The organism is Bradyrhizobium sp. WSM1253 (assembly GCF_000244935.1).
Classification (GTDB): domain Bacteria; phylum Pseudomonadota; class Alphaproteobacteria; order Rhizobiales; family Xanthobacteraceae; genus Bradyrhizobium; species Bradyrhizobium canariense.
Genome location: NZ_JH600073.1, coordinates 5,317,527 through 5,332,333, shown reverse-complemented (window position 1 = coordinate 5,332,333; position 14,807 = coordinate 5,317,527). Strand labels below are relative to the sequence as shown.

Below are 14,807 nucleotides of genomic sequence, written 5' to 3'. Positions count from 1 at the left end.
CTCAAGGTGCAAGCCTCGTAAACACGTAGTCGCGGCTCTTCACACGAGCTTCGTGGCAGGCGAAGCAGGTGCGATGCTGGGCCTCGTCGACCGGCTTGCCGTTGACGAAGCGACCAAATCCCCAGCCGCCGGTCGAGGCATATTTTCTGGAATCCTTCACCATCACCTGGACGGTGGTGGCCTCACCGGGAATCGTCGCGGACGCAAATTCGGGCGATTGCTTCCGCTTCCAGGCGCGCTTGACCAGAATTGTCCCGTCCGGGAACGGAAGCTTGCCGCCTTGATAGGCATCGATCGCGGTCCTGTTGCCGACCACGGCACGCAGCTCGTCCAGGGGAGCCGCCTCCTCCGCCGGCGCGATCAGCTCCCACTGCTTGTAGCCCTCCGGGACGGTGACGCCGAAGATCGGCGAGGCATCGCCCTCGCCCTGCGCGAAAGCGATTGTGACCAGATACGGCACGCAGGTCAGGACAACGACGAGGAGGAGCACGGCCAGCACGATCATCGCCGTAGAGGATTGAAATTTTGACTTTTCAGATTTCATTGTCGTCATGACGCTTTGTTGAACTGCGATCGCAAGTCAGGCCTCGGTCCAGCATTGCCGGACCGAGGTGCTGTCAAACTCCTCAGGCACCGCCGTCGGCGTCGATGACGGCTTTGGCAAAGGCTTCCGGAGCCTCCTGGGGCAGATTGTGGCCGATGCCACCGGTGATCAGGCGATAGTCGTACCGGCCGGAGAACTTCTTGGCATAGGCGCTTGGATCTGGATGCGGCGCGCCGTTGGCGTCGCCTTCCATCGTGATCGTCGGCACGCTGATCACCGGAGCTGCCGCCAGCTTCTTTTCGAGCTCCTCGTACTTCGCTTCGCCTTGGGCGAGCCCGAGCCGCCAGCGGTAATTATGGATCGTGATCGCGACGTGATCCTTGTTGTCCAGCGCCGCCGCGCTGCGGTCGAAGGTGGCGTCGTCGAACTTCCACCGCGGCGAGGCCAGCTTCCAGATCAGTTTTGCGAAATCATGCGTGTACTTCTCGTATCCCGCGCGGCCGCGCTCGGTCGCGAAATAGAACTGGTACCACCATTGCAGCTCGGCCGACGGCGGCAAGGGCGCGCTGCCCGCCGCCTGGCTGCCGATCAGATAGCCGCTGACCGAGACCAGCGCGCGGCAGCGCTCCGGCCACAGCGCAGCAAGGATGTCGGCGGTGCGTGCGCCCCAGTCGAATCCGGCGACCACCGCCTTCTTGATCTCGAGCTTGTCCATCAGCGCGATGATGTCGGCGGCCATTGCGGCCGGCTCGCCGTTGCGCGGCGTCTCGGCGGAGAGGAAGTGGGTCGAGCCGTAGCCGCGCAGATAAGGGATGATGACGCGATAGCCGGCCTTTGCCAGGATCGGCGCGACGTCGACGAAGGCGTGAATGTCGTAGGGCCAGCCGTGCAGCAGGATCGCAACCGGACCGTCCGCAGGACCGGCCTCCGCGTAGCCGACGTTGAGGACGCCGGCATCGATCTGCTTGATCGCGCCGAACGACGCGTTCGATGCGGAGGCGCGCGGCGCTTCGGTTTCGGCGCGGGCGAGGCCGATCACGCCAAGGCCGGCGGCGACGGTTCCCGCGGCGATTCCAAAGAACTGGCGGCGGTGCTGATCGATGATCTGTTTCATGATGGTGCTACCTTTCTGATGGTTGGTGGTGTTGCGTCAGATCAGCGCGACCGAGACGTCGATGTTGCCGCGGACAGCTTTGGAATAGGGGCAAGTCTGGTGCGCTTCGTCGACGAGGCCGCGCGCGATCTCGCGATCGAGGCCGGGCAGGCTGATGTCGAGGCGTGCCCTGAGCGAATAAGCGCCCTCGTGGAGCACGAGGTCGATCTCCGCATCGATCGCGCATTTCCTGGGGAGCTCGATCTTCCGCTTGCGGGCGGCGATCTCCATCGCGCCCTCGAAGCAGGCCGACCAGCCGGCCGCGAACAATTGTTCGGGATTGGTGCCGATGCCGGTGCCGCCCGGCGGCGATAGCTTGACATCCAGGCGGCCGTCGGAACTGCGCGATATGCCGTCATGTCGCCCGCCGCTGGTACGGGTCCGGGCCGTGTAGAGCAGTTTCGCCGCTTGGGTCATGAAGGTCTCCTTGCCGTCGCACAACTGACTAGCAGCGGCTGCCGCGACACACCCGTTGGGAGTTGTGAGAACTTGTGAGGTCTCGGCGCGCGCGCCTCACAAGGCCTGCATTCGCAGTCTGATCGCGACGCGCGGGACGGTCTTGCCGGATTGCGATCATGTGGCTATCCGATCCGCTCGAAGGGATCAGGATTCCGCCATGACCGAGCCGGCCGGCACCGCAACGGGAACCCTCTCGTTTGGGCCATTCACCGTGACGCCAAATGAAAGACTTGTGACGCGCGACGGCGTCGCGCTGCCGCTCGGCGCAAAGGCCTTCGACACGCTGCTCGCACTGATGTCGCGGCCGAACCAGGTCGTCAGCAAGTATGATCTGATGGCGCTGGTGTGGCCCGGCATGACGGTCGAGGACGCCAATCTGCGCTTTCACGTCGCGGCGCTTCGCAAGGCCCTTGGCGACGGCAAGAACGGAGCCCGCTACATCACCACACTCTCCGGCCGCGGCTATTGCTTCGTGGCGCCGATCTCGCAGGTGAATATCCCGGCGGAAGGGCGCACCGTAGCGCGAACGGAATTGCCGCCCGTCAAACTGCCGAACCGGCTGCAACGGATGGTCGGGCGCGACGATGCGGTCGCCGCCGTCTCGGACAGGCTCATCGCCTCGCGCTTCGTCACGATTGCCGGCCCGGGCGGTGTCGGCAAGACCGCCGTTGCCGTGGCCATCGCTCACGACCTGCTCGCGACATTTTCCGACGCCGCACATTTCGTCGATCTTGCCGCGCTGAGCGATCCCGATCTCGTGATCACCTCGATCCTGCTGATGCTGGGCTTGCCGGCGCAAACCGAGGATCCTCTGCCTGCGCTGCTCGCGCATCTCAGGGACAAGCGGATGCTGCTGATCCTCGACAATTGCGAGCACGTCATCGCCACGGCGGCGCCGCTGGCCGCCGACATCTTCCACGCCGCACCGCATGTCCATATCCTGGCGACGAGCCGCGAAGCCCTGCGGGTCGAGGGCGAGCAGGTCTATCGCTTGGCGCCGCTCGCCGTTCCGCCCGACAATCCTGGGCTGACGGCGGCCGCGGCGCAGACTTATCCCGCGCTTCAACTCTTCCTCGAACGTGCCACGGCCGGCGGCGCGCAGATCGCGCTCGACGATGTCAATGCCGCGATCGTCGCCGGGATCTGCCGCAAGCTCGACGGCATGGCGCTGGCGATCGAACTCGCCGCCGGCCGCGTCGAAGCCTACGGCCTGGAGCAGACCGCAGCACTGCTCGACGAGCGCCTCAATCTGCTCTGGCAGGGCCAGCGCACGGCGCCGCCGCGACAGAAGACGTTGCAGGCGACGCTGGCATGGAGCTACGGGCTCTTGTCCGACATCGAACGCCTCGTGCTGCGCAGGCTCGCGGTTTTCGCCGGTCACTTCACCATCGACGCCGCACTCGAGATCGTGCCGGACGAACGTGTCGACCGCTCCCGCCTGTTCGACGCCATCGACGGCCTGGTGGCCAAGTCGATGGTCGCGGCGCGGCCGGTCGGCGCCATGATGCGTTACCGTCTGCTCGACACGACGCGCGCCTATCTGCTCGAGATCGAGCCTGATGACGCGGCGCTCGCCGCCCGGCACGCGACCTATTACCGGCAATGGCTGGAGCAGGCCGGCACGACGTGGGCCACGGTGCCGAGCGCCGACGAGCGCGCGATCCACTTTTCCGCGCTTCACAACGTGCGCGCGGCGCTGGACTGGTGTTTTGGCACGGACGGCGATGCCAGCATCGGCATTGCACTGGCCGCAGCTGCAGCGCCAATTTTTCTCGCGATGTCGTTGCTGGTCGAGTGCCGGCGCTGGTCTGAACGGGCGCTGCTTGCGATCGATCCCTTCTCGCGCGGCGGCGCCGAGGAAATGCACATCCAGGCCGCGCTCGGACTGACCTTGATGTTCACGCGCGGCGGCAGCGAAGCGGCGCGTGCCGCCTTGAGCCGAAGCCTTGCGATCGCCGAGGCGCGCGGCGACGCGCCGAACCAGCTCCAGCTGCTCGGGCGCATGCATATCTTCCACGAGCGGATGGGACAGTTCGACGCCGCGCTCGGCTATGCGCAGCAAAGCCTTACGGTCGCCGGGACACTCGGCGATGCCGCCTCCCTCGCCCTCGCCCATTCGCTCCTCGGTGTCTCCTTGCATCTTGCCGGCGAGCACCGCGACGCGCTGACGATGCTGGAGGCCGCCTGGCATGGGCCGGGCACGGAACGGATCAGCACCGTCTATGGCTTCGATCACCGCAACCGGGCCGGCATCTCGCTCGCGCGCGAGTTCTGGTTGCAGGGCCGCCCCGCGGATGCGCTGCAACTGGCCCGACAGACGGTCGTCGAGGCCGCGCAGATGGACCATCCGATCACGCTCTGCATTGCGTTGATCTGGGCGGTCTCGATCGATCTCTGGAGCGGAGACCTCGATGCCGCGGAAGAGAACATCGACCGCTTCATCGCCCATGCCGAATCGCGGTCCATGGGCCCCTATCTTGCGGTCGGCCGCGGCGTCAAAGGCGAACTGGCGATCCGGCGCGGCCATGCCGCCGAAGGCGTCGAGACGATCGGGACGTGTCTGCGTGAGCTCCACGATGCCGGCTACGAGCTGCTCACCACGACGTTCAACATCGCGCTTGTTCAGGGCTTGATGGCGCTTGGGCAGATCGAGCGGAGTGCGGGCCTGATCGACGATGCGATCCGCCTCGTCGAGCAAAGCGGCGATCATCTGTACATGCCCGAGCTGCTGCGCATGAAGGGAAGGGTTCTCTTGGCGAGGCCCCAGCCCGACGCTGATCAGGCAGAAGCCCACTTCGTCCAATCACTGGAATTGAGTCGTCGCAAAGGCGCCAAAGCCTGGGAGCTGCGGGCCGCGATCGATCTCGCGGGGCTCCTTGCCGAACGCGGCCGGCGCGAGGAAGCGAAGCGATGGCTTCAATTGGCGTATGAAGGCTTCGCCCAGGGCTCAGAGACAGCCGATATCCGGGCCGCCGACAAGTTGTTGCAAACATTGTGACGCGGACTCGGTGCAGCTCGTGTCCTGGGCGCGCTGCAACGCTCTTGCGTTGCTGCGCAGAGCCGGGACCCAGCAGTGACATGATACAGTGCGGCGAGATGGGCCCCGGCTCTGCAGCGCATCGTCGAAGGGACGCTGCGCTGCGTCCGGGGCACGAGAGCGGAGTATGTCGCACGTTCTCTCCACATCGTCATTGCGAGCGCAGCGAAGCAGTCCAGAATCCCTCTGCGGAAAGACACTGGATTGCTTCGCTGCGCTCGCAATGACGGAGCAAGGGGCAGCATCGTCATCCTCCAATGCAGATTCAACTTGCAGACACACCTTCGCGTCCTCGCGACGTGTTTCGCCCGAGCTTTGCTTCGTCACTCCACCCTCTAAGCCAAGAGGGCGCAGGGAAGGCCGGGTGCTGACCTCGCACCCGCGATCCGCTGCGCGAAAATGGTGCGCAAGGAAACCGCACAGCAGCATACAGGTGGTGCCAATCACTCGGCCTTCCCTGCGCGATGGTTGGACGGCTTATGCCGTGCTCTCCCGGGAGCCGAGTTCCTGCTGGCCTCCCTCGTCCCAACGAAATTCACCGGCACCGCGCCGGTTGACGCGGATGCCGCATTCGCCAGGGCTTGACCGTAGCAACGACGGCCAGGACCACACGGTTTTGCCGTACGCACGGTTCGCCATTTCGCCGCAGTTTTTCCAGCCCTGTCGACAGAGCCGGAAACTTACAGACGAGACGAAGCCTAGCAGCGCCGCTCGTCCGAACGAAGCCTTGGGCTCACGGAGAGCAATCCGCCCTGCCCTTGGCCACTCGCACCCGAACGCTGCCGCGTCCACCGCAAGCCCGGCTCGCGAACGTGACGACCACAAGATCGCCCCTCAAGGATGAGCCGGGATGAGCGACACATACGCTAAAACCGAATTTCGGTAAAGTGGAATATTTTTGCGGCCAACGATTGACAGAGGAGCGACACAGGCGCGGTCCCGTAGCCCGGATGAGCGAAGCGATATCCGGGGTTTTCGCTAGCTAGCCGCACTAGCGGTCCCGGATGTCGCTTCGCTCATCCGGGCTACAGGCTGCGAGAGGCCCTCTTCCAGGCTCACCCCGTCGGGGTACCCTGCTTCCACTGACCGCCGGCAATTTTCGCGGCAGCGATCACGGCTTGGGTCCGGCTTTCGACGCCGAGCTTCTGCAGGATCGCGGAGACATGCGCCTTGATGGTGGCCTCGGAGACGCCGAGCTCATAAGCGATCTGCTTGTTGAGCAATCCCTCCGACAGCATCATCAGAACCCGGACCTGCTGCGGCGTCAGCGTCACCAGCCGGTCGCGCAGGCGCGTCATGTCGGGATCGGCGACCGCCGACAGATCGGTGTCGGCGGGAACCCAGACGTCGCCCTCCATCACCTTGAGGATGGCGTCGCGCAAGGTCTCGACGCCGAATCGCTTCGGAATGAAACCGGAGGCGCCGAAATCGAGCGAGCGGCGGATGGTGGCGCTGTCGTCGGACGCCGAGACGATCACCACCGGAATGGCCGGATATTGTGCGCGCAGATAGATCAGGCCGGAAAAGCCGGAGATCCCGGGCATCGAGAGGTCGAGCAGGATCAGGTCGACGTCGGAGGTCTGTTCCAAAAGTTTGGTCAGATCCTCGAACGATCCAGCCTCGTCGATCCTGGCAGAGCTCAGGACGCCCGCCACCGCCTGCCGCAGCGCGGCGCGGAACAATGGATGGTCATCGGCAATGACGAGATGGGTGGAGGGAGCGTTCATCGTTCTCTTGCTGGCAATCGCACCGGGCCAGTAGGCCGGCGCAGGGCCTTGGTCAATTCTTTCCCGACCAGCCGTGGCATGCAAGTGGACATTATCCCTTTGCGGCAACGGGGTTAATCCACAGGCCGGCACTATGTTGCCGGATGGAACGCCCGCGGCGTCAGGTGAGCGTCAGTGCGAAAGGCCGAAAGTCGTATTGGGGCGGGTTTCACGCCAATGTTACCTTGGGGGCAAGGCTTGGGTTGATCCGGCATGACCGGACATCCAGGGCGCGAGGAAACGATTTTTCGGGGAGCGACTCAACATGTCGACATTGGCTGTGTCTCAAGCAGGCGCGGGAGGGATGACGAAGGACGAACGGTTCGTCATTCTCGCCTCCTCGCTCGGTACCGTCTTCGAGTGGTACGATTTCTATCTCTACGGTTCGCTGGCTAGCATCATCGGCGCGCAGTTCTTCTCGGCCTATCCGCCGGCAACCCGCGACATCTTCGCGCTGCTGGCCTTCGCGGCGGGCTTCCTGGTGCGCCCGTTCGGCGCAATCGTGTTCGGCCGTGTCGGCGACATCGTCGGCCGCAAATACACCTTCCTCGTCACCATCCTGATCATGGGTCTGTCGACCTTCATCGTCGGCCTGCTGCCCAATGCGGCGACCATCGGCATCGCGGCCCCGATCATCCTGATCGCGCTGCGTCTCGCCCAGGGCCTGGCGCTCGGCGGTGAGTATGGCGGTGCGGCGACCTACGTCGCGGAGCATGCTCCGAACGGCAAGCGCGGCTACTACACCTCCTTCATCCAGACCACGGCGACGCTCGGCCTGTTCCTGTCGCTGCTGGTGATCCTGTTCACGCGCTCCGCGCTCGGCGAACCCGACTTCGCGGCATGGGGCTGGCGCATTCCGTTCCTCGTCTCCGTGCTGCTGCTCGGCGTCTCGGTCTGGATCCGGCTCCGCCTCAACGAATCCCCGATCTTCCAGAAGATGAAGGACGAGGGGAAGAGTTCGAAGGCCCCGCTGACGGAAGCCTTCGGCAACTGGCAGAACGGCAAGCTCGTGCTGCTGGCGCTGCTTGGCGGCGTGATGGGCCAGGGCGTGGTCTGGTACACCGGCCAGTTCTACGCGCTGTTCTTCCTGCAATCGATCCTCAAGGTCGACGGCTACACCGCCAACCTGCTGATCGCCTGGTCGCTCCTGCTCGGGACCGGCTTCTTCATCGTGTTCGGCATGCTCTCCGACAGGATCGGCCGCAAGCCGATCATCCTCGGCGGCTGTCTGATCGCGGCGCTGACCTTCTTCCCGATCTTCAAGATGATCACCACCAACGCCAACCCGGCGCTGGAAAAGGCGATCGAGTCGGTCAAGGTCGACGTCGTGGCGGATCCCGCAGGTTGCGGCGACCTGTTCAACCCGGTCGGCACCCGCGTCTTCACCTCGCCTTGCGACACCGCGCGTGCCTACCTGTCGCAATCGTCGGTCAAGTACTCGACCACGCCAGGTCCGGCCGGCTCCGGCGTGAAGGTGATGGTCAACGGCAAGGAAGTTGCCTACGCCAACGCCAAGGACGGCAATCCGGCAGTCCTCGCCGCCGTGCAGGCAGCCGGATATCCGAAGGCCGGCGATGCGGGCATCGTGAAGATGGCGCATCCGTTCGACATCTTCCGTCCGCAGGTGGCGGCGGTTGTCGGACTGCTGTTCGTCCTGGTGATCTTCGTCACCATGGTGTACGGCCCGATCGCCGCGATGCTGGTCGAACTGTTCCCGACCCGCATCCGCTACACCTCGATGTCGCTGCCCTACCATATCGGCAACGGCTGGTTCGGCGGCCTGCTGCCGGCGACCGCCTTCGCCATCGTGGCCTCGACGGGCGATATCTATGCGGGCCTCTGGTATCCGGTCATCTTCGCGTCGATTACCGTCGTGATCGGCTTGTTCTTCCTGCCGGAGACCAAGGACGTCGACATCAAGTCGACCTGATCGACGCAGATCGAGATCAACACCAACCGGCCGCGGTCTCCGCGGCCGGTTTTGTTTTGAACTCCAGACTCTTTGTTTTGACGCGTTTCTTGACGCGAACCGGCAGCCACTTCGCTCGAAAACGCGCTACTGATTGCTGCCGAGAAATTGCAGCACCACCTCGCGCCGATGCGGGCGGGCGCGATGCTCGATCAGATAGATCGCCTGCCAGGTGCCAAGCGCCAGCCTGCCGTTCAGCACCGGCACCTGGAGCGATGTCCCCGTCAGCATGGTTTTGATATGCGCCGGCATGTCGTCCGGCCCTTCGGTGTCGTGAGTCCAGCCCGCATCTTCATCGTCGGGCGCGAGCCGCGCCAGCACCGTAGTGAGGTCGACCAGCACCGACGGGTCGGCATTCTCCTGGATTGTCAGAGACGCCGAGGTGTGACGGATGAACAGCGTGAGCACGCCGTCCCGCGCATGAACGTCGGCGATGAACCGCGCCGCCTCGGCGGTGAGGTCGCTGAAGCCGCACCCCGGCGTCTGCACGGTCAGCAGCGAAGATGCGATGGTGGTGGCCGGTCCTGACGACGGCGCCGAGCGCGAGATGGATTTGGCTGATGTCATCATCATCACTCTCAATTCGGAAAGCTGCCGTAGGGTGGGCAAAGCGAAGCGTGCCCACCGACTCACTCAACGGAGACGCAAATGGTGGGCACGGCGCTTCGCGCCTTTGCCCACCCTACGGCATCTCACCACGCGCTAAATCTTCCCCGAGACGTCCTTCTGCACGCGGTTGGCCATGTCGATCAGGCGACGCCAGGCTTTTTCCAGGAACGACATCACGCGATCGACGTCCTGGTCGCTCGGCAGCGGGATCTCGATCCTGCGCTCGCCCTCGGCGGCCCTTGGTTCTCGTGCTTGCGGCTCCGCCTTCTTGAGCGGATCGGTTTTCGGCAGCGCCTCGTCGATCTTGCCTGACACGGTCGGCCCCGCCGCAAGCCGTTCCTTCAGCATCTCGACTTCGGCCTGGAGCCTGCCGATCTCGGCGTCGAGCGCGGTACGTTCATCGGGTACGGCGTAGCAGGCCCAGCCGGCGCCGCTCCGGGTGCAGGTCGACACGGTGCCGGTGCGGCTGTCGAGCCGCAGCACGCCCTCGGGGATGGGGGTCATGCTGTAGCGGCCGTTTTCGCTGTCGGGCGCGGATTGCGCGGCAAGGCAGCCGACGCTGATGGCCATCGCCGCGGCGAACGCCGCCGCCGCAAGCCATGATGCTGGGGATGAATTCGCTGGTCTCATCGCGTTCTCCGCCACGACGCGCCGGTCGCACGTCCAAAGATGGCGCTCATAAAGGTGGCACGTCTCGCAAATGCTACACCCCGGCGAGGCGATCCGCCGCCCAAAACGCGCCTTTGACATCAACGATCGCGAGGCCCCCTTTGATCCCGGCAGCCGGGCGAAATGGCGACTGCGTTCGCCGATCCAGCGGAGACCTGCTGCGGTGCGGCGTCACGCTGTGTGCAGCGCTGCCGGCCGCGCCGATATTTCCAAAGAAATCATATACATAACGGGAATGGACACAATCGTGACTTGGCTTGACTTGATTATGGGCCATCAGTATGGTCCGCGCGGCTTTTGAGGGTGGCGGGCGCAATTTCCATTCAGCCGCGGCGTTTCGGGTCTTCGTTGCATGACACAGGGCACGGGACACGGCGAGAATGGAGATCGCGATAGATCGCCCGAGGAAGCTGCGCTTTCCGATCGGCTCGGAAATCTTGATCAGCGGTTGTCCGAATTTCGCGGCCGCCACGTCAAGACCGAGCAACCCGCAGGTGACGGTGAAGACAGAGCGGCCAGAGCCTCGGCGATGGCGCTTGGTTTCCGGTTATCCTCCGAGTTGGTCGCCGGGGTCGTTGTCGGAGCGGGGATTGGCTGGGGTTTCGACCGCTTGCTGTCGACGTCGCCTTTCGGATTCATCGTGTTCCTGCTGCTGGGCTTCGTCGCCGGCGTGGTGAATGTGGTGAGAACGGCAGGCGCGGGTCAAAACAGGCGCGGTGGTTCTTAAGCGATCCACTCCAGGAGAGGAATGATCGTGCCGGCTTGAGCCGGTACGGGCCGGGCCCGACCGGCAGACCGAGACCCGCCGGCATCGCCCGGCAGACCAAGAGATGCCGCGCTGATGAAAATCGATCCGATCCACCAGTTCAACATCGAGCCTCTCTTCACCCTGGGCCATATCGGCAACCACACGATCGCCTTCACCAATTCGTCGCTCTACATGCTGGTGGCGGTCGCGATCATCTCGATCCTGATGCTCGCCAGCGGCACGCAGCTGGTTCCCGGGCGCCTGCAGTCGGTCGCCGAGATCTCCTACGAGTTCGTGGCCTCGACCATCCGCTCGACGGCCGGCTCGGAAGGCATGAAGTTCTTCCCGCTGATCTTCTCGCTGTTCATGTTCATCTGCGTTTCGAACCTGGTCGGCATCATTCCCTACACCTTCACGATCTCGAGCCATCTGATCGTCACCGCGGCCCTCGCGCTGCTGGTCTTCTTCACGGTGCTGATCTACGGCATTGCCAAAAACGGCCTGAAATTCTTCTCGATCTTCGTGCCCCACGGCGTCCCCGGCTACATCCTGCCGCTGGTGATGTTCATCGAGATCCTGTCGTTCTTCCTGCGGCCGGTCTCCCACAGCGTCCGTCTGTTTGCCAACATGCTGGCCGGCCACATCGCGCTGAAGGTGTTCGCGGGCTTCGTCGCCATGCTCGGCTTCTCGCTCGGCGCCCTCGGCTGGGTCGGCGGCGTGCTGCCGCTGGCGCTCACGGTCGCGCTTTACGCTCTCGAGATTCTGGTCGCATTCCTGCAAGCCTATGTGTTTGCGATCCTGACCTGCATCTACCTCAACGACGCCATTCATCCGGGACACTGAGCGGTCCGGGGAATTTCCACCCAAAACCCAATCTTTCTTCCAAGGAGTCTAAAATGGATCCGGCAGCAGCAAAACTTATCGGCGCGGGCATCGCATGCATCGGCATGGGCGGCGCGGGCGTCGGCGTCGGCGTGATCTTCGGCAACTACCTCGCCGCAGCCGTTCGCAACCCCTCGGCCGCTCAGGGCCAGTTCGGCAATCTGATCTTCGGCTTCGCCGTGACCGAAGCGCTCGGCATTTTCTCGCTGCTGATCGCGCTGCTGCTGCTGTTCGTTCCGCTCTGAGGACGATTTTCGCGCCGCTTCAGCCGAAGCGACGCGCATGACAGCAACAGGAGTACTCCATGGCTGAAAGTCATGGCGGCGCAAAAGGTCCGGCGGCGGGCGCTCACACCGAGGCTGACGGTGGTCACCACGGTGGCGGTTTTCCGCCGTTCGAGAGCAGCACCTATGCTTCGCAGCTGGTGTCGCTCGCGATCTTCTTCGTCGCGCTTTACGTGATCGTGTCCAAGCTCGCTCTGCCGCGCGTCGGCGGTGCGATCGAGGCGCGTCAGAACAAGATCGAGGGCGACCTCGCCGAAGCGCAGAAGCTGAAGGACCAGTCCGAAGCGGCGCTGAAGGCCTATGATAGCGAGCTTGCTTCGGCACGCTCGCGCGCGCAGGCCATCGGCAACGAATCCCGCGACAAGGCGAATGCGCAGGCGGACGCCGAGCGCAAGGCTTTGGAAGAGCAATTGGCGGCCAAGCTCGCCGAGGCGGAGAAGACCATCGCCTCGACCCGTGCGACCGCCATGAGCAACGTCCGCGGCATCGCGGCCGATGCGGCAGGCACCATCGTGCAGCAGCTCACCGGCGTGGTTCCGGACGCGGCATTGGTCAATGCCGCCGTTGATGCGTCCTTGAAGGGTTAATCGATATGTTCTTCGATCCTGAAACCTGGGTCGCCATCGCCTTCGTGATCCTGATGGTCGGGTTCGGCTATCTCGGTGTCTTCAAGAAGGCCATGACTGCGCTCGACCATCGCGCCGATCGCATCAAGGCCGAGCTCGACGACGCGACGCGCCTCAAGCAGGAAGCCGCCAAGGTACTCGCCGACTACAAGGCGCGCACCGCCTCGGCCGAACGCGAGGCCGCCGACATCATCACGAACGCGAAGAGCGAAGCCGAGCGCATCGCAACCGAGGCCAAGGCCAAGGTGGAAGATTTCGTCGCTCGCCGCACCAAGACCGCGGAGGGCAAGATCGCGCTCGCCGAGGCCCAGGCGGTGGCCGATGTCCGCGCCGCAGCCGCCGAAGCCGCCGTCCAGGCCGCCTCCACCATCCTGTCGCAGTCGGTCAGGGGCCAGGTCGCCGACGATCTGCTCGCCAAGGGCATCACCGAAGTCAGGCAGAAGCTGAACTGAGGGGCTTCGCCTTCACCCATCAAAAAGCCGGTGCGATGAGCGCCGGCTTTTTTGTTGGTATGGCTTCTTCCCGTGTCCCGGACGCGGCGCAGCGTGTAACGCTGCTCCGCAGAGCCGGGACCCATGCCTCACACGATAACGCTGACCGCAACATGGGCCCCGGCTCTGCGTCGCACCGCTGCGCGCTGCGCCGCGTCCGGGGCACGAGACCGCCCTACTTCTTCTTCGCTCGCGCCTTCGGCTCGGGCGAGAGCGCCTGCGGATCGAAGCCGACATAGAAGATGTAGCTATCGGCGTCCTTGGCCGAAGGCATCGGATAGACCAGATCCTCGGCCACGAAGGTGAACGGCACGCTGCCGCCCTCCGACATTCCGACCGTGGTCCGGTAGGCCTTGGAAGCGATCACCTTCTCGCCGACGCCGCCCTGCACCACGGCGACGCGCAGCGGCACCTCGACGGTCGCAGGCGCGCCGGCGGGACCGGCAATGACGCGGCCCTGGATGCCGATCCGGGCCGTGATATCGCCGCCATTGCGGGCGCATTCGCGCGCCATCTTGGTGATGGTGGCCTGAAAGCGGATCTCGTTGCCGACGGCCGGCTTGCCGGTGGCACCGACCGCATAGGTGGAGGCTCCGGCACGCACCGTGACCTGCGGGCAGTCAAGATCGTCATCGGCCGCCGGCTGGCCTGGCGCAGGTGCCGGCTTGGGTTGAGCCGGCTCGTCCGACTTGCCGCCGAACAGGCCCTTGAATCGATCGGTCAGCGACTGCGCCGCAACCGGCGAGACGGAGACGAGTGCAACCGACAACGCCAGCGCGACCGCCGCCCCCCGCCGCAACGCATTCCGCGATGACCGAAGCTCCTGCACCATCAACACCCACACTCCATGACAACATCACGGCCGATCACCGGCCGGGTTGCGCCGTTATATCGTCAAAACCGGCGAACCCAAGGCAGGCACACAGGAGACTTTGGTCACATCAACGAACGGCTCAGCCGCGGAAATCCTCGTGCAGCAGGCCGAACAACAAATGGTCCTGCCAGACCCCGTTGATACAGAGATAGCGGCGCGCCAGCCCCTCGCGCGAGAAACCGCACTTCTCCAGCACCCGGATCGAGGGCGCATTGGTCGGGATGCAGGCCGCCTCGACCCGGTGCAGATTGAGCTCGCCGAACAGCGTCGGCAGCAGCACACGCAGCGCGGCCGTCATGTAGCCGCGCTGAGCGTGGGGCTTCCCGACCCAATAGCCGATGGTGCCGGCCTGGACGATGCCGCGGCGGACATTGGCGAGCGTGATGCCGCCGACCATGGCGCCGTCGAGCTCCCGGAAGATCAGAAAGGGATAGGACCGGTCCGCGGCGATGTCCTCGGAATAGCGGCGCAGGCGACGGCGGAAACCGGAGCGCGTGAGATCGTCCGACGGCCAGATCGGCTCCCAGGGCGTCAGGTAATCGCGGCTGGACTCGCGCAGATGGGCCCACTGCAGGAAGTCCGACATCTGCGGCGCGCGTAGCAACAGGCCGTTGCCGCGCGGCGCGAGAGCGGCGGGTCCACTGGATGGCAGGCGAAAGAGGGCCATGGTGATGCTTCCCGGGGGCGGATCAACCC

The 14,807-nt window shown here is 64.7% G+C and carries 15 protein-coding genes; 7 read left to right on the top strand and 8 right to left on the bottom strand.

Annotation, left to right across the window (positions count from 1 at the left end):
- Position 1: 1 nt before the first annotated feature.
- The 3 genes from BRA1253DRAFT_RS26605 to BRA1253DRAFT_RS26595 form a co-directional block, all read right to left on the bottom strand.
- Positions 2-505, bottom strand: coding sequence for a cytochrome P460 family protein (locus BRA1253DRAFT_RS26605; RefSeq protein WP_007599470.1), 504 nt, complete (start codon positions 503-505; stop codon positions 2-4).
- A 121-nt stretch (positions 506-626) separates the two neighbouring features.
- Positions 627-1,658, bottom strand: coding sequence for an alpha/beta fold hydrolase (locus tag BRA1253DRAFT_RS26600; protein ID WP_007599467.1), 1,032 nt, complete (start codon positions 1,656-1,658; stop codon positions 627-629).
- A 36-nt stretch (positions 1,659-1,694) separates the two neighbouring features.
- Positions 1,695-2,114, bottom strand: a complete 420-nt coding sequence (locus BRA1253DRAFT_RS26595) for an organic hydroperoxide resistance protein (protein WP_007599465.1) — start codon at positions 2,112-2,114, stop codon at positions 1,695-1,697.
- Between the two features lie 199 nt (positions 2,115-2,313).
- On the opposite strand from BRA1253DRAFT_RS26595, the gene BRA1253DRAFT_RS26590 reads away from it, so the two are divergent.
- Positions 2,314-5,154, top strand: coding sequence for a winged helix-turn-helix domain-containing protein (locus tag BRA1253DRAFT_RS26590; RefSeq protein ID WP_007599464.1), 2,841 nt, complete (start codon positions 2,314-2,316; stop codon positions 5,152-5,154).
- A gap of 1,094 nt (positions 5,155-6,248) precedes the next feature.
- On the opposite strand, the gene BRA1253DRAFT_RS26585 is transcribed toward BRA1253DRAFT_RS26590, so the two are convergent.
- Positions 6,249-6,920, bottom strand: a complete 672-nt coding sequence (locus tag BRA1253DRAFT_RS26585) for a response regulator transcription factor (RefSeq protein ID WP_007599462.1) — start codon at positions 6,918-6,920, stop codon at positions 6,249-6,251.
- 343 nt (positions 6,921-7,263) lie between these two features.
- Here BRA1253DRAFT_RS26585 and BRA1253DRAFT_RS26580 point away from each other — a divergent pair, with 343 nt between their 5' ends.
- Positions 7,264-8,889 carry an MFS transporter gene (locus tag BRA1253DRAFT_RS26580; RefSeq protein WP_198288262.1) on the top strand — a complete coding sequence of 542 codons (1,626 nt, stop codon included), beginning with the start codon at positions 7,264-7,266 and terminating at the stop codon, positions 8,887-8,889.
- A 126-nt stretch (positions 8,890-9,015) separates the two neighbouring features.
- Here the strand turns inward: BRA1253DRAFT_RS26580 and BRA1253DRAFT_RS26575 are convergent, their stop codons facing one another.
- Together BRA1253DRAFT_RS26575 and BRA1253DRAFT_RS26570 are read right to left on the bottom strand one after the other, a co-directional pair.
- Positions 9,016-9,495: a secondary thiamine-phosphate synthase enzyme YjbQ gene (locus BRA1253DRAFT_RS26575; protein ID WP_035995416.1), complete on the bottom strand. Its 480-nt coding sequence runs from the start codon at positions 9,493-9,495 to the stop codon at positions 9,016-9,018.
- A 135-nt stretch (positions 9,496-9,630) separates the two neighbouring features.
- Positions 9,631-10,167 carry a hypothetical protein gene (locus BRA1253DRAFT_RS26570; RefSeq protein WP_007599459.1) on the bottom strand — a complete coding sequence of 179 codons (537 nt, stop codon included), beginning with the start codon at positions 10,165-10,167 and terminating at the stop codon, positions 9,631-9,633.
- 391 nt (positions 10,168-10,558) lie between these two features.
- On the opposite strand from BRA1253DRAFT_RS26570, the gene BRA1253DRAFT_RS43745 reads away from it, so the two are divergent.
- The 5 genes from BRA1253DRAFT_RS43745 to BRA1253DRAFT_RS26545 all read left to right on the top strand — a co-directional run bounded on the left by BRA1253DRAFT_RS43745 (position 10,559) and on the right by BRA1253DRAFT_RS26545 (position 13,198).
- The gene (locus tag BRA1253DRAFT_RS43745; protein WP_007599457.1) at positions 10,559-10,933 is read left to right on the top strand and encodes an AtpZ/AtpI family protein; all 375 of its coding nucleotides are present in this window, start codon (positions 10,559-10,561) and stop codon (positions 10,931-10,933) included.
- 114 nt (positions 10,934-11,047) lie between these two features.
- A complete protein-coding gene (locus BRA1253DRAFT_RS26560; protein ID WP_007599455.1) occupies positions 11,048-11,797 on the top strand; it encodes a F0F1 ATP synthase subunit A in 750 nt (249 codons plus the stop codon).
- A gap of 53 nt (positions 11,798-11,850) precedes the next feature.
- Positions 11,851-12,081: a F0F1 ATP synthase subunit C gene (locus tag BRA1253DRAFT_RS26555; RefSeq protein ID WP_007599451.1), complete on the top strand. Its 231-nt coding sequence runs from the start codon at positions 11,851-11,853 to the stop codon at positions 12,079-12,081.
- A 59-nt stretch (positions 12,082-12,140) separates the two neighbouring features.
- Positions 12,141-12,707 (top strand): F0F1 ATP synthase subunit B', encoded by a 567-nt coding sequence (locus BRA1253DRAFT_RS26550; RefSeq protein ID WP_007599450.1) that lies wholly within the window; start codon positions 12,141-12,143, stop codon positions 12,705-12,707.
- Positions 12,708-12,712: 5 nt separating this feature from the next.
- Positions 12,713-13,198 carry a F0F1 ATP synthase subunit B gene (locus tag BRA1253DRAFT_RS26545; protein ID WP_007599449.1) on the top strand — a complete coding sequence of 162 codons (486 nt, stop codon included), beginning with the start codon at positions 12,713-12,715 and terminating at the stop codon, positions 13,196-13,198.
- 214 nt (positions 13,199-13,412) lie between these two features.
- On the opposite strand, the gene BRA1253DRAFT_RS26540 is transcribed toward BRA1253DRAFT_RS26545, so the two are convergent.
- Positions 13,413-14,069 (bottom strand): hypothetical protein, encoded by a 657-nt coding sequence (locus BRA1253DRAFT_RS26540; protein ID WP_007599448.1) that lies wholly within the window; start codon positions 14,067-14,069, stop codon positions 13,413-13,415.
- A gap of 121 nt (positions 14,070-14,190) precedes the next feature.
- Positions 14,191-14,778, bottom strand: a complete 588-nt coding sequence (locus tag BRA1253DRAFT_RS26535) for a GNAT family N-acetyltransferase (RefSeq protein WP_007599447.1) — start codon at positions 14,776-14,778, stop codon at positions 14,191-14,193.
- Positions 14,779-14,807 lie beyond the last annotated feature (29 nt).